Raw genomic sequence first — 20,352 nt, forward strand, 5'->3', positions numbered from 1 at the left:
ACCTGTTTTTGTAGTTATTTAACATACATAGTTGGATTTTATTCGCCATTAGTGGCCGAGTCAAGTTAGATATTTTGTTAAATTTACCTATTATTTGAGTGTTTGCAGGCAATTGTCTGTGTTAAAAAGAGGTCGTTTTTACTGGTTAAGGCCCATATAACCCGTTATAGTTCAACTTGATTGCAATATGTTGAAAATTTACGTATGGACATAAGGTTATGATCGATCAAAGTGGAAATCTGCTGGAAGAAATTCGCAGTCGCTTAGAGACTCTGAACAAGTCTGAGCGTAAAGTGGCGACGGTAATTCTTCGAGATCCAAAGGCGGCGATACGCTTGACTATTACCGCTTTGGCGCAAGAAGCCGGAGTCAGTGAGCCGACCGTCAACCGTTTCTGCCGTGGGTTTGATGAGCGTGGTTATCCCGATTTTAAATTGCGCTTGGCGCAAAGTTTGGCTGAAGGCATGCCCTATGTCACCCGCAATGTTGAATATGATGACAGCACTGAGGCATATAGTGAGAAAATTTTTTCATCCACGATTGCGGCGTTAGACACAGCGCGCAAGTCTTTGCAGCCGAATGTCATCACCCGTGCGGTGGATCATTTAAGTCAGGCGAAACAAATATTCTTTTTTGGTTTAGGGGCTTCTGCATCCGTGGCAGCGGACGCGCGTCATAAGTTTTTTCGGCTGAATATTCCGGTGATGTCCTACGAAGATGTGTTGATGCAACGCATGGTGGCGGCAGGGGCTCATACGGGTGATGTGATTGTCATTATTTCCTATACTGGGCGTACGCAAGAATTGGTTGAAATTGCGGCATTGGGGCGAGAAAGTGGAGCGACGGTGATAGGGATTACACACGATCCATCGCCTTTGGCACGAGAATGCAGTTTGTTGATTTCATTGCCTGCGCAAGAAGATACCGATGTGTATATGCCAATGACATCGCGATTGATACAGTTGACCATGATTGATGTATTGGCAACTGGGGTCACATTGAGGCGAGGAATCGAGTTTCAGCGGTATTTGAAGCGAATTAAAGACAGTTTGTTGCCGACACGCTATAAGTCTGAGTAACGAGAAAGGGGGCAGATCGCCCCCCTCTGCGATGGGTTGTGCTTATTTTAGGCTATTTTTTGGCCAACGGTTACAATTTTCAGGGTGTTTGTACCGCCTTGAGCGTTTAAATAATCTCCTTTCGTAATAATGACGCGATCGCCTTCACTAACGGCACCTCTGCGGACGAGTTCATCAATGGCGCTTTGATTGATTTGCTCTGGAGGTAGGGTGTCGCTGTCAAACGGAATGGTTTGCACGCCTCTATACAATGCGACGCGATGCTGTGTATCGGCTCTTCTGGAAAAAGCGTAAATAGGAAGCGGTGAACGAATCCGTGACATGATACGCGGGGTTAGGCCGGTTTCTGTCATGCAAACAATCGCTTTAATGTTGCGAAGGTGGTTGGCTGCATACATCGCCGACAGCGCAATCGCTTCGTCAATATTCTCAAAAGCTTCGTGCATTCGGTGCTTAGAGATGTGTGTGATTGGGTGCAATTCGGCACCGATGCAAACACGAGACATGGCCTCGACTGCTTCAACTGGGTAGTCACCAGCCGCTGTTTCAGCCGAGAGCATGACGGCATCGGTATAATCCATAACCGCATTCGCGACGTCAGACACTTCGGCGCGAGTTGGCATGGGGCTGTGGATCATCGACTCCATCATTTGTGTTGCCGTAATCACGATTTTGTTTAAGGTGCGCGCACGGGCAATAATGTGTTTTTGCACGCCAACCAGTGTTGCGTCACCTATTTCAACCGCAAGATCGCCTCGAGCGACCATGACGACGTCTGATGCACGAATAATGTCATCGAGTATCTGATCATCATTCACCGTCTCGGCGCGTTCAATTTTTGCCACTAAGCCTGCTAGAGAGCCTGTCGCCTCGACTAATTGGCGAGCCTCATGCATGTCATCAGCATCCCGTGGGAATGAAACCGCGACATAATCAACGCCCGCTTCAGCTGCGGTAATGATATCGGCACGGTCTTTATCGGTCAGTGCTTTCGCGGATAGACCGCCGCCTTTACGGTTAATGCCTTTATTGTTGGAGAGTTCGCCACCAATAATGACACGGGTAATCACCTCGTGGTCGGTGACCTGCGTGACGACCAGCTCAATGCGGCCATCATCTAAAAGCAGAATGTCGCCTATGCGTGAATCATTAATTAAGGCTTCGTAATCGATGCCCACGCGTTCCGCGTTACCTGCATTTTTGTCTAGATCAGAATCCAGAGTGAAGGTTTGGCCTTTGCGCAGGAGTACTTTTTTTTCGGCAAAACGTGCAATGCGAATTTTGGGGCCTTGCAGGTCGCCCAGTAATGCAACGTGACGACCATGCTTGGCTGAGAGTGTTCTTACGAGCTTCGCGCGTTCAATGTGATCTTGCGCTTCTCCATGTGAGAAGTTCAGGCGCATAACATCAGCACCCGCTAAGATTAAAGCCTCTATGGCTTCGGGCGTGCTGGTTGATGGACCTAGTGTTGCTACAATTTTGGTGCGCCGTAACATGAAAAACTCCTCAGGCGGGGGCCTGCATAAGTGCGAGCGTGTTGTCTAGCATTCGGTTTGAGAAGCCCCATTCGTTGTCGTACCAGGCCATGATTTTTACTAAACGGCCTGATACTTTAGTCTGGGTGGAATCGAAAATGGATGATAGAGGATTATGATTAAAATCTATAGACACTAAGGGAGCGCTGTTAAAGCCTAAGACTTTTGAATCCTCACTGGCGGCTTTTAACAGTTGATTGATCTCGTCTTTGGTGGTGTTGCGTTCTGCAATAATCGTAAGGTCGACTAGGGAGACATTGATGGTGGGGACGCGCACAGCCATGCCATCAAATTTACCCGCCAGTTCTGGCAGTACTAAGCCGACAGCGGCGGCGGCGCCTGTTTTCGTCGGAATCATGGACTGGGTCGCTGATCGAGCACGATAAGGGTCTGAGTGATACACATCCGATAAATTTTGATCGTTGGTGTACGCGTGAATCGTGGTCATTAAGCCGCTTTCAATTCCTATTTCACGCTGCAATACTTGAGCAATGGGTGCTAAGCAGTTCGTTGTGCATGACGCGTTTGAAATAATTTGATTGGAGGCGCGTAATGTTGAGTGATTCACGCCATACACGATAGTGGCGTCAACCTCAGTGCCGGGTGCCGAAATAATCACTTTTTTAGCGCCTGCTGTAATGTGGGCGGCGGCTTTATCGCGATGGGTGAATAGACCTGTGCATTCATAAACAACGTCAATATCGAGTGACTTCCAGGGAAGTTCGGATGGATTGCGAATTGCGCTGATGGCAATGGTGTCGTGATTGACGGTTAATGAATGTTCATCATGACTGACGTCGCCGGGAAAGGTGCCATGGACAGAATCGTATTTGAAAAGATGGGCGTTTATGCTGGCATCGCCAAGATCATTGATAGCGACGACCTGAATTCGATCACGGTAGTTGTTTTCGTAAAGAGCGCGAAGGATGTTGCGGCCAATACGGCCAAAGCCGTTAATAGCAACACGTATAGTCATGGTCTTGTACCTCGCTGTTTTATGGATTTTATATTTTTTATAAGTAAATATTACTCCTTAAAATGAGATTTTTACAGGTTTTACGTTAAAAAATATGTAAAAATACTAAAAAAATGATATAGAATGGCCTTAATTGAATAATGATAAGAGTAGGTGGTGATCTCTATGCACGCAAATGTTGAAGCCGTAACCGCACGTATTAAAGAGCGCAGTAAGCTTAGCCGGAGTCGCTACCTCGATCAGATGAAGCGCGCCGAGGAGCAGGGGGTGCACCGCAGTCAATTGTCCTGCGGCAACCTTGCACATGGCTTTGCGGCTTGCCAGCCTCAGGATAAGCAGGCGCTGAAGCTGATGAATGCGGTGAATATCGGCATTGTGACGGCTTACAATGACATGCTGTCAGCGCATCAGCCCTATGAGCGCTACCCGGATATGTTGCGTGCAGCGGCACGGGAGATGGGATCGGTTGCACAGGTTGCTGGCGGTGTTCCCGCTATGTGTGATGGCGTAACTCAGGGGCAAGCGGGCATGGAACTGAGTCTGTTTAGTCGCGATGTTATCGCTATGTCAGCGGGTATTGCGCTGTCTCATAATATGTTTGATGGTGCATTGTATCTAGGTGTTTGCGATAAAATTGTTCCAGGTTTATTAATGGCGGCTTTGCGTTTTGGCCATCTGCCTACTGTATTTGTTCCTGCCGGACCTATGGTTTCAGGGCTTCCAAACAAAGAGAAAGCAAAGATCCGTCAGCTGTATGCAGAAGGCAAGGTGGGTAGGGATGCGCTGCTCCAATGCGAATCCGACTCGTACCACAGTGCGGGAACCTGTACGTTTTATGGAACGGCAAATACCAATCAAATGGTTGTTGAAACCATGGGCTTGCACCTGCCTGGCTCCTCCTTTATCAATCCGGGTACTGGACTGAGAGATGAGCTGACAAAAGAAGCGGCACGTCAGGTCATTCGTTTAACAAAAGAAAATGGCCGCTTTACACCTCTGTATGAAATCATTGATGAAAAAACCATCGTAAACGGGTTAGTGGCCTTGTTGGCCAGTGGAGGCTCTACCAACCATACCCTGCATTTTGTTGCGATTGCGCGAGCAGCAGGCATTATTATCAATTGGGATGATTTTTCCGATCTCTCCGCTGTAGTGCCCTTGTTGGCGCGTGTTTACCCCAACGGTGAAGCCGATATTAATCACTTCCAGGCAGCAGGTGGTACTTCGTTCCTTATTCGTCAGCTCTTGGCCGGTGGTTTCTTGCACGAAGATGTGATGACGGTTATGGGGCAAGGCCTATCACGCTACACTGCCGAGCCTTTCCTTGAAGATCAACGTTTGGTTTGGCGCGAGGGCCCTACAGAATCTCTAGATTCCAAAGTGCTAGCACCTCTTGAAACACCCTTTAGCCCTGATGGCGGTGTTAAGGTTCTGCAAGGAAATCTCGGACGCTGTGTGATTAAGGTGTCCGCGGTTGCGAAAGAGCATCAGGTGGTCGAGGCTCCCGCCATTGTGTTCGAAGATCAGGATGAACTGGCGGCCGCGTTTGATCGTGGTGAGTTGGAGCGAGACTTTGTCGCTGTGGTTCGTTTCCAAGGACCGAAAGCGATTGGTATGCCTGAATTACACAAGCTCACACCTTATTTGGGTACGCTGCAGGACCGGGGCTTTAAAGTGGCTTTAGTGACGGATGGACGTATGTCGGGTGCATCCGGTAAAGTGCCCGCTGCGATTCATCTCTGGCCTGAGGCGATTGAGGGTGGTGTGTTGGCGAAGGTGCAAACGGGGGATGTTATTCGATTGGATGCATTAGCCGGTCAGCTAGACTGGAAGGTCGATCCTTCAGTTGCTGAGCAAAGAGAGGTTGCCCAGCCTATCGTGAGAGCTTCGCATATGATGGGCATGGGACGAGAGTTATTTAGTCCGATGCGTGATAATGTCGGTAATGCTGAGCAAGGCGCCAGTGTCTTTTTGTATTCGGAGGTTTAAATGAGTCGGTATGCTTTGGTTGCAGATATTGGTGGAACCAATGCGCGCTTTGCTTTAGTAAAGGAGGGGCAGGTTCAGTTAGAGCAGGTTAAAACGCTTTCGTGTGCAGACTACGAGAATATTGATCATGCTGCGAACGCCTATTTGAAAGAGTTGGATATTGAGCATGTGGATAAGGCCAGTATTGCACTGGCCTGTCCTGTTAAGGTTGAACAACTGCGCATGACCAATAACCATTGGGTGTTTACGCGCGATCAGCTCTCAAATGCATTGAATCTTAAGCAGCTGACCCTGTTAAATGACTTTACCGCCATGGCGTTAGGGATGCTGGAGGTTTCTGACGCCGATTTGATTCAAATAGGGGGTGGTGAGTCTGATGATGATGCGCCGCGTTTGGTCGTAGGGCCTGGTACGGGGTTAGGTGTTTCGGCGCTTGTGCCCTTTAACGGACAGTGGAAAGCCTTGGCCGCAGAAGGAGGGCATGTCAGTTTTGCCCCAACCGATACGGCTGAAGCAGCGGTTTGGGCGTATCTGACCCAAGTGTTTGGGCGCGTATCCGTTGAGCGGATACTGAGTGGTCAAGGTTTGTTGAGTCTGTATACGGCATTGGCCGATTTCAAACAGATCACGCCTGTGCATAGATCGCCTGCCGATATTTCTAAAGCGGCTTTAGAAGGAGAGGTCTTTTCTCAAGAAGTGTTAAATCGCTTTTGTCGTATTCTGGGTGCCGTGGCAGGGGATGCCGTGCTCATGATGGGGGCAAGAGGGGGGATTTATCTCTGTGGCGGTATTTTGCCTCGCATGGTGGACTTCTTCAAAGCCAGTCCTTTCCGTGAAGGTTTAGAGTCGAAAGGGCGCTTTCAATCTTACATGCAGAAGGTACCGGTCTGGCTGTGTGTGGCTGAGAATCCAGGGTTGCTGGGTGCCGCTGCTGCGATTCGTTAAGTCTGCTGGTTTTGTTAAATCTACTGTTTTGTTAGGTCTAGTGGTTTCGTTAAGCTTACTCGGCAAGCGCTTGTGTAATGTTCATAAACGTTCCGCCTGTTCATTCGGTCAAATGGCATGAGTGAGCAGGCGGTTTTTCGTTATGCTTGGGTGCGTTCGCGTAGATAGGATTCGTAGTCTGGAATTTCGTAGGAATGGGCTGTTGAAAACAGTGGTGAGCTGATTAAAAAGTCCGCCGTAGTGCGATTGCAAGCGACAGGGACATTCCAGACCGATGCCAGTCTTAGCAGGGCTTTAACATCGGGGTCATGAGGCATGGCTTCAAACGGGTCCCAAAAGAAAATCACCATGTCGATGCTTTGGGTTGTCAGCATTGCGCCTATCTGTTGATCGCCGCCCAATGGGCCGCTGATCATGGCCTGCACATCCAGTCCCAATTGGCTTTTTAATAAGTGTCCAGTGGTGCCCGTCGCAAAGAGTTCATGTTGTTTAAGTTGATCCAAGTGGCTTTCGACCCAAGCGAGTAGGCCGATTTTCATGTTGTCGTGTGCGATCAGTGCGATGCGCTTACGTGCAGGCATGATGATTTTTTTGCGCTTAATCATGTCGGTTCTCTTTATCGATTCGATCCGGTTGTTGCTGCGACAACAAGATTCGCTGTTCTTGAAAATGGCGAATCAAGTTGCTCGTCGATGAGTCGTGGCCTGCATTTTCAATTTTCCCAGTTAGGACAGGAAGTATTTTTTTAGCAAGCGTTTTACCCAGTTCTACACCCCATTGATCAAATGAGCAAATATTCCAGATTACGCCCTGAACAAAAATCTTGTGCTCATAAAGAGCGATCAATGCACCAAGGGTGCGCGGATCTAAACGTTGTAAGAGTAGGGTGTTCGTGGGTCGGTTGCCACTATGAATTTTATGAGGCACCAAGCGCTCAATTTCATCCGCATCTAAGCCTTGCTTGCGCAAATCCTCTTTGACTTCCTCTGCGGTGATGCCGTTCATCAAGGCTTCCGTTTGGGCGAAAAAGTTGGCCATCAGGTTTTCATGATGACCTGGAACGGGGGTGCTGCTTTCCACAGAACCAATAAAGTCTGCAGGAACGATGGTGTTGCTTTGATGCAAGTACTGATAAAAGGCGTGTTGGCCATCTATCCCGAGCTGTCCCCAAATGATGGACCCTGTTGTGTGAGGAACCACTTCACCTTTATGGTTAACAGACTTGCCATTGCTTTCCATTTCCGCTTGCTGAAGATAGGCTGAAAAGCGTGCCAGTGGCCAGTTATACGGAAGAATTGCTTGGGACTGGTAGCCCAAAAAGGTGCTGTTCCAGATGCTGATTAGGGCCATTAATACAGGGGCATTTTTTTCAAGCGGTTCATCCCTGAAGTGTATGTCCATCTCATGAGCGCCCGTCAATAACTCTTCGAACTGGCTAAAGCCTAAATAGAGTGCGATGGGAAGGCCAATCGCCGACCAAAGCGAAAAGCGCCCTCCGACCCAGTCCCACATTTGAAAGCTGTTTTCTGCGCTGATACCGAAGGACTTGATGGCTTCTTTGTTGCTTGATACGGCAATAAAGTGCTTTGCAACAGCACGCTCATCGAAGGCGGAGGACATCAGCCAGTTACGCGCCGTGTGCGCGTTGGTCATGGTTTCGCTGGTGGTGAAGGTTTTAGATGCAACGACAAACAGCACGCGTTCAGGATTGAGTGGGCGCAGCGTATTGGCAATTTCCACACCGTCAACATTGGAGACAAAATGGACACGAATGCGATCATCAGCATAGGGTTTTAAGGCTTGGGTAACCATACGCGGACCGAGATCTGACCCACCAATGCCTAAGTTCACAACATCGGTAATGCGCTTGCCTGAGTATCCGCGCCATTCACCTCTGCGCACCTGATTGACAAACTTCTTGATGCGAGCCAGTTCATTGTTAACGGCAGGCATAACATTTTTTCCATCAACATAGACAGGTGTATTCGTCCTGTTACGCAAGGCGGTGTGAAGGACGGCTCGCCCCTCGGTGATGTTGATGCGATCCCCTTGAAACATCCGGCGACGCCAATCATCGACTTTGGCTTCATTCGCTAAGTCCAAGAGGTCGTTTAGAGTCTGGTCGTCAATCAGATTTTTTGAGTAATCGAGAAGAATGTTTTGCACGCGAAGTGACATTTTGTCAAAGCGTTCTGGATCAGCCGCAAATAACTCCCGCAGGTGAGGCGGATTTGCTGTATTGGCACGTTGCAGAAGTGTTTGCCATGCATCCGATTCGTAAATTCGAGACATAGTGCAGATCCTTTTAGTTATTATTGGTCAGAAATAAGATAGGTAAATTTTTATCATTATTTTGTTAAATATACCAATACTTTTATCTTTTTAGGGATCTTTTTCTGATAAAAATAGTAAATTTACCTCTATTTTGTCTTAGTGATCAGCCGCAAGCCGAAGTTTCATGGTGAGTTGTGTATCTAAGGGGTGTGAAATGCTCGCGGTTTCCACACACAGCATTTTCTGAAAGTCGTCTGTGTTCATATCGCTCAAAGATTGAGCGCCTTCCCGCCATGGATTCCAAACAACTACCTCTTGGTGATGTTGATGTTCAACCTCAATCGCACTTGGGAATAAGGGGCTTCTCACGATGGATAGGGGTAAGGGGGTTGTGTAAATGCGATCAATTGCTTGGTTAATCTGCAGTGCAGGCGCATCAAGATCGTCGATTTGAACCTGTTGTTGCGTGAGGCTGTCGAAATACGCCAAACCTAAGCCACTGACTTGGGTGTTTTGAACATCGCCTACATTCAAATAGGTATGAAGTGCGCCTGTGCTGGCAGCTTGGCAATCGATGTTAAGGTTAATCTGGCATTCGTGACCGAGTGATAGGGTCAGGCGTAAATGAAAAGAATGGGGCCAGAGTTCACGTGTGTGCGCAGAGTCTTTAAGCTCTAGGGTAACAATGACTCGGTCAGACAGTGTCTCTTGCGTGCAAAGGGTCCAGCGTTCAGTACGGGCGAATCCATGTGAGGGCTGCCCTTGCTTATTAAACCAAGGCCAGCAAATGGGGATGCCTCCACGAATGGCGCGCCCTGGTTGGAAATACTGGTCTGGCGTACACCAAAGAAGAGAGTGATCGCAGCCATGGGGTGTCCATTCAAGTAATTGTGCGCCTTGCAAAGCGATACGCGCGTGGCAACTTGGGTGCTGAATCTCAATTATGTCCATTTACATGACTCCAATGACGGTTGATTTAACCAAAGGGTTGACTTACCAAGGGCCGACGACAAATCCAAGCTTATCTGGCAGCCAAAGCGCAATACCCGGAATGAGCATGACCAATAATAAGGATACGAACATGGTGACCATAAACAATAAGGCCCATAAGAAGGTCCGTTCCAGCCCTATCTCGGCAACCTTGGTCGTGACCATTAAATTGACAGCGACGGGCGGGGTAAACTGGCCTATGGCAATGTTCATTGCCAGCAAAATGCCGAACCAAACCGGATTCCAGCCAAAGTGATGCACCAGCGGAATCAGGATCGGGGTAATAATCAAATAGATAGAGACGGCATCTAAAAACATGCCCGCGATCAGGATCAGGAGCATGATCAAAAGCAATAATACCCAGCTGTTATCGGATAGGCTGAGTAAAGCATTGGCGAGGCTGTTGAAGGTTCCAAGGGTCGTGCCTGCCCATGCAAAGATTCCTGCGAGCGAGATGATGATCATGACCACGCCTGAAATGCGTGCGGCATCGGTCATCAAGGCACCGATTGCGTTGAAGTTGAGTTGCTTGTAGACAAAAACACCAATTAAGAAGCCATAGGTGACGGCGACGACAGCCGCTTCCGTGGGGGTAAAAAGCCCAGAGCGCAAACCACCCAAGATTAAAACGGGTGCAAACAGCGCCGGGATGGCCTGAATAAAGCTTTCTTTAATGGGTGGACGTTCGCCAGAGTCAGGGTGTTCCCAGCCATGACGCTTTGCCATCCACCAAGCGGGAATGAGTAAAGATAAGCCTGCTAATATGCCAGGAAATAAACCAGCCGCAAACAAAGCCCTAAGATCAACCCCCGGCATCACCACCGAATATAAAATCAGGGCAATTGACGGCGGGATTAGAATGGCAGTGGAAGCGGACGCCGCAATTAAAGACGCCGAAAACGGTTTTGGATAGCCCGCTTTCGTCATGCTGGGTAACATCACCATGGCAACGGCGGCGGCATCGGCTGGGCCTGATCCGCTCATACCGCCCATGATTAAGCAGACAATGACAGCGACGAGCGCTAACCCACCATGGCGTGGCCCGATTAAGGATTGGGCAAAGCGAACCAAGCTGGCGGCCACTCCGGCACGTTCGAAAATCAGACCCGTTAAAATAAAGAGAGGAATAGCAATTAAAGGGTATTTTGCAATGCTGTTGTAGGTGTTAGTGCCCAGTGTTGCGAGCATGTCGGGCGATAAGCCAACAAGAATGCCTGCAGCGCCACCGAGCCCCAAGGCGAAGGCGACGGGAACACCCATGAGCATCATGCCCACAAAGACCAGCAACATCACTAAGTCTGGACTCATTGATCCGCTCCTTTGTCGGCGAACTTAAGGCGTTCAATCAGGCTTTGAAGCAATCGATGTATCATCGCGAGCGATAGGATAGGCAGCCATATCAGATAGATCCAAGTGGGGTAGCCAAGCCCTGGTGAAAGCGATTCCCACTGATACTCTTCATAGGTGAGCAGCCCTCCGTACCAGACTATCAGACTGAGCAGTAGTATGCTAAAAAAGGCTTGTCCGATGAGTAGGATGCGTCTCCAGAACCACGGAAGCTTGTCTTCAATAAAGGTGATGCGGATATGTTCATTCTGGCGGGCAGCAACGGCGGCACCTGCAAAGGTTAACACTACCAGTAAAAAAACTGAAAACTCTTCAGTAAAAGCAAAGGAGGCGTTGGTGGTATATCGAACCACAACATTGCCGAGGCTGATTAAACAAATAGCCGATAAGGCGATTGCTGCAATCCAGGATTCTGGTCTTGATTTAGGGTTTGACATGATGAAGGGAGTTCAAGCCATATATGAGCTCTGGTATCTGTGGCTTCCTTCAGATACCAGAGACTAAATTAACGCGCGTCTACAGCGGCTTTAGCCTTGTTAAACAGGTCTTGTCCAATGCGCGGAACCCATTTTTCGTAGACGCTCTGAGTCGCATCGACAAATGCAGCGTGTTGTTCCGGTGTGAGTTCGGTGACTTCAACGCCGCGCTCTTTGATGCGTTCGAGTGTTTCAACCAGCTCAGCACGCGATTTGGCAATTTCCCACGCGCCGGCTTCAATTGCAGCCTCTTTCAACAGTGTTTGGTCTTCAGTTGATAGCGAGTTCCAAACGCGTTGGTTAACACCAAATACCAGTGGGTCAGCCATATAGCGCCATAGGGTTAGGTGTTTTTGTCCGACTTGGTCAATACGTGCAACGTCGAAAACAGACAAGGGGTTTTCCTGTCCATCAACGGCTCCAGTGGTGAGAGCAGGTTGTGCATCTGCCCAGCTCATTTGGGTTGGATTCGCCCCAAGCGTATTAAACGTGTCTAGAAATAAAGGTGAGCCTACGACGCGAACCTTTAGGCCCTTGAGATCAGCGGGTTGACTGATGGCGCCCCGTGAGTTGGAAAGTTCGCGAAAACCGTTTTCACCCCATGCAAGGGGAATGACTCCACGCTTCTCGATGGCTTCAAAAATAGCCTGTCCAGCTTCACCCTGAGTGATGGCATCAATAGCGGCCTCGTCTGGCATTAAAAAGGGCAGAGAGAAAAGGTTAAGTTCGGGGACTTGAGGCGACCAGTTGATGGTCGAGGCAACGGCCATATCGATGATGCCACTGCGCATAGCTGAAAACTCACGGGTTTGGTCTCCTGAGACCAGCTGAGCATTTGGGTAAATCGTCAGTTTCATGCGTCCTTCTGAGCGTTCTTCAACGAGTTCTGCCCATTTCACGGCGGCTTGTCCCCAAGGAAAAGCATCCGATAAAACCGTTGATACTGAAAATTCGCGTGTTTCTTGAGCGAAGGTTGGGGCACTGATAAGGAGTAAGGAGCTGGCTGCTAGAGCAGTTAGAAGGTTCTTTGAGTTCATAATCGGCCCTTTATATTTTTATTTTCTAGAAATGAAAGACATATATTCCGTTTGTTTGAGCAATGAGCATTTTTAGTCATAAGTCTAAGGTTGGTCTATAGTAGACCAGTCAGTTTGAATTTAAAAGCAGTTGAGTTGTCAGAGATTGGATGACGTATTGTAGTTAAAACAGGAGCTAATTTAATGAAATTTAAGACGTGTTCGCTTTTAGTCTGTTTAACTTTAGGGGGGTATTCTTCTTTAAGCTGGAGTAATGATCGTTTTTCAACAGACCTCTATTCGCTAAACGTGAAGACTCATGTGGATGGGTTAGTCAATCCATGGTCTCTTGCATTTTTGCCTGAAGGTGGGATCTTGGTAACGGAGCGACCGGGTCGTTTGCGTTTGATAGAAGCGGGAGTGCTGCGTGAAAGGCCGATTGAGGGTGTGCCTGACGTGGCGGCTTCTGGACAGGGTGGCTTGCTCGACATTGCCTTGCATCCTGACTTCGAAGAAAACCGTTGGTTGTATTTATCTTTCTCGGATCGAACCGCTGAAGGTTTAACGACGCGCGTGATCCGTGCACGTTATCAAGATGGGCGTCTTACCGATCATGAAGACATCTTTGAAGCGCTGCCTCGATCTTCAGGAGGGCGTCATTTTGGTGGGCGTTTGTTGTTTGATCGTGCTGGCTATTTATACCTGTCAGTAGGGGACCGTGGTGAAATGGATCGAGCGCAGGATCTGGCGGACCACGCTGGCAGTATTATACGTCTGCATGACGATGGTCGAATTCCAGATGACAACCCCTTCGTCGATAACCCACAAGCCAAACCTGAGATCTATTCATGGGGGCATCGGAATCCACAAGGCTTGGTGCTGCATCCCGAAACAGGTGACATCTGGTCACATGAGCATGGGCCAAGAGGGGGAGATGAGATCAACCGGATTCAAGCGTCCCTTAATTATGGTTGGCCAAAAGCAACACATGGGATTAATTACACAGGATTTTCAATTTCGCCGCATCAAACCCTTCCGGGAATGGAGTCTCCTTTACTCTATTGGACGCCTTCAATAGCTCCCAGTGGTATGACGTTTTACACCGGTGATGATTTTCCTGAATGGCAAGGACAGTTGTTATCTGGTGCGCTCAGTCATCGTTTGGTGTCTCGTGTATCGATTGATTCGGCTGAAAATCCTGAATCCGTTGTTGAGGTTGAACAGATGCTCAAAGGGTTGGGTCGTCGAATTCGAGACATACGTCAAGATGCAGAGGGGCGTTTATGGTTACTGACGGATGAATCGCCCGGACGTGTGATGTCGATCCATTTAAACGATTAAGTTTAAAAAGTGCTTGCATTATAAGTACGATAGCCATATAGTACGCACCGTCTTCACGGGCACGGAGTGTAGCGCAGTTTGGTAGCGCATCTGGTTTGGGACCAGAGGGTCGGGGGTTCGAATCCCTCCACTCCGACCATCTTATTTTTATCCTCCCTTTGTTTAGCCTTAGTCCTCGATCACTATCGTTTAGTAAGATGTATTTTAAATACACTTTTTATTTAGTTTGCCCGACAAAGCGTCAGTGCAAATGTTCTGTTATTCTTTGGTTTAATCGATATGGCCCATTAAACGCCTCATTTCCGTGCTATAGCCGCTTTTGTTAAGCGGGTGGCTTCCGCGCTGAGTGGATTTTCAGGCCAAGGGTGTTTCGGATAGCGTCCTCGCATTTCTTTACGCACCTCTGTGTACGCATGCCGCCAAAAATGCGGGAGGTCCCCCGTGATCTGTAAGGGGCGGCGTGCGGGTGATAATAAGTGTATTAATAAAGGTAAACGACCGTTTAGCACCGTGGGTTGGCCTTCGTAGCCGAACATTTCTTGTAATTTTACGGCCAGAATGGGTGGTTTGTGTGCGTAATCTATCGTGACGTTTGAGCCGCTGGGTACTTTAATCTGAAGAGGTAGTAATTCACTTAGTTGTTGCTGTTGCTCCCAACTTAATAAACAGAGTAAGGCTGAATAGGTGTCCACTTTATCCAAGTCGCGTAGATGACGTGCATGATTTAAAAAAGGGAGCAGCCAAGTAGACATAGAACCCAATAAGGCAGTGTCGCTGACGTCTGGCCAGTCGCCGCCTTCATATTCATGAAGTAAGCTCAACCGAGCTCTTAAGTTGACTGCAGCTTCCGACCAGCGAAGGCAATTGATGCCACGCTGATGAATAATGTCTTTCCAAGCCTGTTGCCAATCTTCTGCACTTAGGTCCGGCAAGGCCTCGCTGCTGATGTGAAGCTCACCTAAATATAAGGATCGGCGAGCAAGATGCTGCCCGTTTTCTTGCCAACCGATCTGAGTACGCTGATTGAACATTTGCGGGGCCAAGGATTGCAGTAATTCCAAGTGATTGCCGGATACTTCGCACGCGAGGCGAATGCGTGTTGTTTGATTGATACTGAAATCCGCACAGGCCAGCCAGTCCGCAGATACTAAGTCCGATTGAGGTAAGAGCTCAGCTCCTCGACCATTGCTTAACAGAAAATGCAGATTGTGGTCACGTCGACGCGCGATTCGATCAGGAAATGCCAAGGCCACCAATACGGCAGGTAGCGCGTCTTCGCTGACAAAATGTTCTTGGTAGACTGAGATTGCCTGAGATTGGAGTTGCTGCCATAAGCGTCGTGATAAGGGGTCTACTCGTTGCTGCCAAAGGTTGTGTTGGCGCGCTTGACCGATTAAGCGTATTAAATCATCGCTTTTGCGCAGACTGTTTGGCCATTCTTGAATAAGAGCCACAATATCGCATGCAAGTTTTCCGAGACCCAAGCTCTGTGCGCAGATAAGCGCATGTGCCCAGCGTGGCTCAATGCCTAAGCGTGCACAAGCTAAGCCCTGTTCTGTTAAGCGTAGTTGATCCTGTGTGATCAGTCCTAATTGTTGCAAGAGATCTCGTGCTTGCTGTAAGGCTGCTAAGGGAGGAGGTGTTAGCCAAAAGAGTTCTGACGGTTCGGCTCCCCAACGTAAGAGCTCTATTAGTAAGGGGGCTAGGTCGGCCTCTAAAATATCAGCGCGAATGTGTGCATCTAAGCGCTCATGCGTGCTTTCCGGCCATAAGCGATAGCAAACCCCAGCCGCTTGTCGACCCGCTCTACCACAGCGTTGCTCCGCAGATGCCCGTGATATACGACGTGTTTTCAGCTCATTCAAACCGCTGCTAACATGAAATACGCTACGCCTTTCTAATCCGCTGTCTATGACAACTCGAACCCCGTCTAAGGTAATGGAGCTTTCGGCGATGTTTGTTGCTAGGATGATTTTTCGTTGTCCTGTGGCGGCGGGTTTTAATGCGATCTCTTGCGCTTTGTTACTCAGTTGCGCGTGCAGGGGAAGGACTTGAATGTCATTGGCTAGGTTGCTTAGGGCATTTTGCAATTGATTAATCTCCCTCACACCGGGAAGGAACACTAAAATATCCCCTTCATGGGTCAATGCCTGACGGACAACCTGAGCGCAATGATCAATCAGTGATATTTGAGTATTCAGGGGTGGTTGGTAATGCACACTGACTGGAAAGCTGCGTCCCTTGCTTTGGATTAAAGGCGCATCTAAAGCGGATGTGAGTGTTTGCACATCCAATGTGGCCGACATGATCAATATGCGGAGGTCAGGACGCAAGATCTGTTGACTATGGTGCACCAGCGCAAGCGCAAGATCCGATTGTAAATTGCGCTCATGGAACTCATCAAAAATAACCAGCCCTACGCCCGTTAACTCAGGGTCGTCTTGAAGTAAGCGCGTTAGAATACCTTCTGTGACAACTTCAATGCGGGTTTTTTGGCTAATTTTTGCATCTAAACGAATACGATAGCCGACTGTTTCTCCAACCGATTCCCCGCACTGTTGTGCCATGAACAGCGCCGCATTACGCGCAGCAACACGCCTGGGTTCGAGCATTACAATACGTTTACCAACCAGCCAAGGCGCATCTAATAAAGCTAAAGGCACACGCGTGGTTTTACCTGCGCCGGGCTCTGCGCTTAATAATACAACACCAGGTGTTTGCAGTGATTCACAGAGTTTCGGAATAACGTCATCAATAGGCAAAGCAGTTGTATGCATAAAGGCTCAGAATTGGGTTGGGAGGCGGTGGCTTCGCTATGATACCATGTCGGAAGGGTATGCCAATCCTCGCCTTGCGGGTGAGCCCAGTACTCGATATCGAAATGCACATAAATCGGTGTTGAGTAGGAGTGCAAGATCATTTTAGAGAGTCCTGTTGAAGGGAGGCTGGATTTAGCCTGAAACATGCAGCAGAATGCATAAGCGCTTTGCCCTGAAAAGACAGATAGGCGTGTTTGATAGCCATTTTACTCGGAGTGCCTTGTTTGAATACTGTAATTAGTGGTGTAGGACTGTATACGCCTATCGATACCATCAATAATGATGAATTGGTGGAATCGTTTAACCGTTTTGTAGCTGACTACAACGAGCAGAACAGTGCGGATATAGCGCAAGGTGAGCTGACAGAGTTGCAGCCCTCATCGACGGCATTTATTGACAAAGCGTCGGGTATTCTTAGCCGCTATGTAATCGATAAACAGGGGATTCTTGATCCAAAGCGGATGAAACCCTATGTTGCACCACGAGCCAATGACAGCCTGAGTCTACAAGCTGAAATGGCCGTGAAGGCTGCTCAGTTGGCGTTGGATGAAGCAGGTTTGTCAGGCGCTGATCTGGATTGCGTGATTGTTGCCTGCTCCAATTTGCAGCGTGCCTACCCTGCAGTGGCAATTGAAGTCCAGCAGGCATTGGGGGCAGGCGGTTTTGCCTTTGATATGAACGTTGCCTGCTCGTCTGCTACATTTGCTCTGCAATTGGCGGATAATACTCTGCAAGCGGGCAGTGCTTCGCGTGTGTTGGTGGTGAATCCCGAAATTTGTTCGGCACATTTGAATTACCGCGACCGCGACAGCCATTTTATTTTTGGTGATGCCTGTACGGCGATGATTGTTGAACCAGAGGATGCGGCACACAGTCCGCGACAGTTTCGTATACTGGGAACACGCCTAAAAACAGCCTTTTCGAACAACATCCGTAATAACTTTGGTTTCCTCACTAAGTGTGAAGATCGCTCCTTGGATGCACCGGATACTTATTTTGTGCAGCAGGGGCGAAAGGTTTTCAAAGATGTGGTGCCGATGGTGGCAGATCTCATTCTTGATCATTTGAATTCGCTCAAGCTGCCGCCGTCGGATCTTCGTCGATTATGGCTGCACCAGGCTAACATCAATATGAACAGTCTTATCGCGCGTAAGGTACTCGGGCGTGATCCTACGCAAGATGAAGCGCCAACCATTTTGCATGAGTTTGGTAACACGAGTTCTGCAGCGTCGATCATTGCATTTGAGCGCTATCGTGATGGATTAGAATCAGGCGATTTGTGTTTGCTGAGTTCGTTTGGTGCTGGTTACTCTGTGGGTTCGGTGGTGTTACGCAAAGTTTAGTGTCATGGTCAGGCGTCATTTGTGAAAGCGAGTGACTCTTTCGAGGTCTAAGGTGTATTTTTGACGAAAGCGTGTCTTAGGTTACGCTTTCATTCCTTCTTTGTGTCTAAAAAATCGTATGCAGACTTCATCAGCTCTTAGTATTTCGTTCTTTGGGCTGTTGTTTACTTTACCTTAATCATTAAGTTAGTTAGACTAACTAATATTGATATTGCCTATGTTTAGAGAGTTTCTATGGATATACGACCCAGCTTGCAGCGACTAGAGTGGCATCTCTGGAATCAATGGCGTGAACGAGCCCAGCATAACGACCATCTTGAGTTGACAAACAGCGAGTTGCAATACGTCTATATTTTGTTGGCTTGGAGCGAGACGGGGTTGCGTTTGACTGAGTTGGCTGAACTTATGCAAGTGAGTAAGGCTTCAGCTAGCAGCATGATCAGTAAGTTAGAGAAACGTGGTTATCTTTCAAGACAGCCTTGTTCTGAGGACGCAAGGGCGCAAAGACTCCTGCCCACTATAAAAGCGATGACGTTAAAACAAGAGGAGCCAAGAGTGTATCAGGCCGCGGTGCGTCATTTTGAGCAGGTTCTTTCGGCAGAAGAGTTGCAACAATTGACAGTTCTACTGGATAAAGCATGTCGAGATCTTGATCTGGGCGACCTTTATCCACCTCAGCTATTTCAGTCTCCTTATAACATTTGATCATTGCAGATATCTAGGAAGGCGTTAGGAAACGGAGCCACACATGCAAAGCAATTTAGACAATAAACATTTATTGGAACAGGGACCTGTCAGTAGCCTGTTTATTAAGTATGCACTCCCCAGCGTGGTGACAATGCTATTCTTTGGAATTCAAAACCTGATAGACGGGATTGTGGTAGGCAACCATCTTGGGTCTGATGCATTGGGTGGCGTCAATATTATTCTACCCTTATTTAGTGCAATTATGGTGATAGCATTGATTGTGGGTATTGGCAGTCAAACGCTTGTCAGCATGGGGTTGGGTGAAAAGAATATTGAAAAAGCTCAAGATGCAATGACAACAGGTTTCTGGTCGTTGGTACTGGTTAGCTTGGTTTCTACAGGTGCTTTGCTGATGTTTGCAGAACCCTTAACGCAACATTTGGGGGCGGATGAGCGTCTATTGCCCCATGCGTTGGCTTACTTCAAAGGGCTTGTTCCTTTCATTCTTCCTATCACCTTATGCTTTTACTCAGATGTTATGTTGAAGGCGCTGGGGCATCCCAAGTTTTCGATGATGATTATGACCTCGGTAGTAATCATCAACGTTGCACTGAGTTTGTATTTGGTTCTAGGCACCGATATGGGCACAATGGGGGCAAGTTTGGCAACAGGGATTGCGTTTTCGATCGGACTTGGGATGTCCGCCTATTTGACTTTCAACGTCAAGCAGCGTTTATCGATGCTCAAAGGGCGTATGCGTATGCCTTTGTTGATCAAAGCCGTTTATAACGGTTCCTCCGAAGGAGTATCCGAACTCGCAGCCGCAATCAGTATACTGATTATCAATCTAACCGTGGTTAAAATGTTGGGTGCCGATGGCGTTGCGGCGTTCACGGCAATTAATTACATCAATTTCGTAGGGATACTACTGTTTCTCGGTATTTCAGATGGATTGATTCCAGTATTGAGCTATAACTTTGGTGCAAAAAACTACGAGCGCGTAAAACGTATTTTCCGCTTTGCGGCTTTGGTGAATTTCGGGATAGGTATTAGTGTGTTTATCCTATTGCAAGGGTTTGGTGAATATGCCCTGGGTTTGTTTTTTGATTTAAGCAACAAACGTGTGTTTGAGATCGCATTGGCGGGTCTGCATATATCCGCATTCGTGTTTTTAATGAATGGCCTCAATATACTGATTACGGCTTATTTTACGGCACTCGGCGAAGCAATGAGTTCGATCGTTGTGGCGGCATTGCGTGGTGTCGTATTTGTCTTGATAGGTGTGGCACTTTTACCCAAATTTATGGGTATTGAGGGTGTCTGGATCACCATCCCGCTCGCAGAGCTGATGGCGTTAGGTGTTGCATGTGTGTTGGTCTTAAGGATTAATCGAAAACTACTCATGCTCACAAAAAAGACTGAGACACAGTGACTTTTATTACTTCACTCCTGTTGAAGTTTTTAAAGCATAATTGTGCAATCGTGAACATTTTCGGGCTTATTAAAGCCCGAAAATGTTGTAAGCCTTTAATGTG

16 protein-coding genes and 1 tRNA gene are annotated in these 20,352 nt (G+C 48.1%); 8 read left to right on the forward strand and 9 right to left on the reverse strand.

Features of this window, described 5'->3' with window-relative positions:
• Positions 1 to 218 precede the first annotated feature (218 nt).
• A complete protein-coding gene (gene hexR, locus F5971_RS02975; RefSeq protein ID WP_193365005.1) occupies positions 219 to 1,079 on the forward strand; it encodes a transcriptional regulator HexR in 861 nt (286 codons plus the stop codon).
• Between the two features lie 47 nt (positions 1,080 to 1,126).
• Here hexR and pyk read toward each other — a convergent pair whose 3' ends face one another.
• Complete coding sequence (gene pyk / locus F5971_RS02980; protein WP_193493947.1) at positions 1,127 to 2,575, reverse strand: pyruvate kinase; 1,449 nt, start codon at positions 2,573 to 2,575, stop codon at positions 1,127 to 1,129.
• A gap of 10 nt (positions 2,576 to 2,585) precedes the next feature.
• Complete coding sequence (gene gap / locus F5971_RS02985) at positions 2,586 to 3,590, reverse strand: type I glyceraldehyde-3-phosphate dehydrogenase (RefSeq protein ID WP_193493949.1); 1,005 nt, start codon at positions 3,588 to 3,590, stop codon at positions 2,586 to 2,588.
• Between the two features lie 165 nt (positions 3,591 to 3,755).
• Between gap and edd the strand changes: the two genes are divergently transcribed.
• On the forward strand, positions 3,756 to 5,579 hold the full coding sequence (gene edd / locus F5971_RS02990) for a phosphogluconate dehydratase (RefSeq protein WP_193493951.1): 1,824 nt from the start codon (positions 3,756 to 3,758) through the stop codon (positions 5,577 to 5,579).
• The gene (locus F5971_RS02995; RefSeq protein WP_193493953.1) at positions 5,580 to 6,524 is read left to right on the forward strand and encodes a glucokinase; all 945 of its coding nucleotides are present in this window, start codon (positions 5,580 to 5,582) and stop codon (positions 6,522 to 6,524) included.
• Between the two features lie 140 nt (positions 6,525 to 6,664).
• Here F5971_RS02995 and F5971_RS03000 read toward each other — a convergent pair whose 3' ends face one another.
• The 6 genes from F5971_RS03000 to F5971_RS03025 all read right to left on the reverse strand — a co-directional run bounded on the left by F5971_RS03000 (position 6,665) and on the right by F5971_RS03025 (position 12,648).
• Complete coding sequence (locus F5971_RS03000; RefSeq protein ID WP_193493955.1) at positions 6,665 to 7,129, reverse strand: methylglyoxal synthase; 465 nt, start codon at positions 7,127 to 7,129, stop codon at positions 6,665 to 6,667.
• The gene (gene pgi / locus F5971_RS03005; protein ID WP_193493957.1) at positions 7,122 to 8,816 is read right to left on the reverse strand and encodes a glucose-6-phosphate isomerase; all 1,695 of its coding nucleotides are present in this window, start codon (positions 8,814 to 8,816) and stop codon (positions 7,122 to 7,124) included. Before pgi ends, F5971_RS03000 begins: the two co-directional genes overlap by 8 nt.
• A gap of 138 nt (positions 8,817 to 8,954) precedes the next feature.
• Positions 8,955 to 9,749, reverse strand: a complete 795-nt coding sequence (locus F5971_RS03010) for a D-hexose-6-phosphate mutarotase (protein WP_193493959.1) — start codon at positions 9,747 to 9,749, stop codon at positions 8,955 to 8,957.
• Between the two features lie 42 nt (positions 9,750 to 9,791).
• Positions 9,792 to 11,096, reverse strand: coding sequence for a TRAP transporter large permease (locus F5971_RS03015; RefSeq protein ID WP_193493961.1), 1,305 nt, complete (start codon positions 11,094 to 11,096; stop codon positions 9,792 to 9,794).
• Positions 11,093 to 11,575: a TRAP transporter small permease gene (locus F5971_RS03020; protein ID WP_223116246.1), complete on the reverse strand. Its 483-nt coding sequence runs from the start codon at positions 11,573 to 11,575 to the stop codon at positions 11,093 to 11,095. Before F5971_RS03020 ends, F5971_RS03015 begins: the two co-directional genes overlap by 4 nt.
• A gap of 65 nt (positions 11,576 to 11,640) precedes the next feature.
• A complete protein-coding gene (locus F5971_RS03025) occupies positions 11,641 to 12,648 on the reverse strand; it encodes a DctP family TRAP transporter solute-binding subunit (RefSeq protein ID WP_193493965.1) in 1,008 nt (335 codons plus the stop codon).
• Between the two features lie 183 nt (positions 12,649 to 12,831).
• Here F5971_RS03025 and F5971_RS03030 point away from each other — a divergent pair, with 183 nt between their 5' ends.
• Both F5971_RS03030 and F5971_RS03035 read left to right on the forward strand, forming a co-directional pair.
• Entirely contained in the window at positions 12,832 to 13,968 is a 1,137-nt protein-coding gene (locus F5971_RS03030; RefSeq protein WP_193493967.1) for a PQQ-dependent sugar dehydrogenase, read from the forward strand.
• Positions 13,969 to 14,030: 62 nt separating this feature from the next.
• Positions 14,031 to 14,107: transfer RNA gene (locus tag F5971_RS03035), tRNA-Pro, on the forward strand.
• Between the two features lie 157 nt (positions 14,108 to 14,264).
• On the opposite strand, the gene hrpB is transcribed toward F5971_RS03035, so the two are convergent.
• Positions 14,265 to 16,745 (reverse strand): ATP-dependent helicase HrpB, encoded by a 2,481-nt coding sequence (gene hrpB, locus F5971_RS03040; RefSeq protein ID WP_193493969.1) that lies wholly within the window; start codon positions 16,743 to 16,745, stop codon positions 14,265 to 14,267.
• Between the two features lie 257 nt (positions 16,746 to 17,002).
• Between hrpB and F5971_RS03045 the strand changes: the two genes are divergently transcribed.
• From F5971_RS03045 to F5971_RS03055, 3 genes are all read left to right on the forward strand, one after another.
• Positions 17,003 to 18,130 (forward strand): beta-ketoacyl-ACP synthase III, encoded by a 1,128-nt coding sequence (locus F5971_RS03045; RefSeq protein ID WP_425489319.1) that lies wholly within the window; start codon positions 17,003 to 17,005, stop codon positions 18,128 to 18,130.
• 234 nt (positions 18,131 to 18,364) lie between these two features.
• Positions 18,365 to 18,835 carry a MarR family winged helix-turn-helix transcriptional regulator gene (locus F5971_RS03050; RefSeq protein ID WP_193493973.1) on the forward strand — a complete coding sequence of 157 codons (471 nt, stop codon included), beginning with the start codon at positions 18,365 to 18,367 and terminating at the stop codon, positions 18,833 to 18,835.
• 43 nt (positions 18,836 to 18,878) lie between these two features.
• Positions 18,879 to 20,249, forward strand: coding sequence for an MATE family efflux transporter (locus tag F5971_RS03055; protein WP_193493975.1), 1,371 nt, complete (start codon positions 18,879 to 18,881; stop codon positions 20,247 to 20,249).
• Positions 20,250 to 20,352: the final 103 nt, after the last annotated feature.

The sequence above is a fragment of the Nitrincola alkalisediminis genome, assembly GCF_009821115.1.
Taxonomy (GTDB): Bacteria; Pseudomonadota; Gammaproteobacteria; order Pseudomonadales; family Balneatricaceae; genus Nitrincola; species Nitrincola alkalisediminis.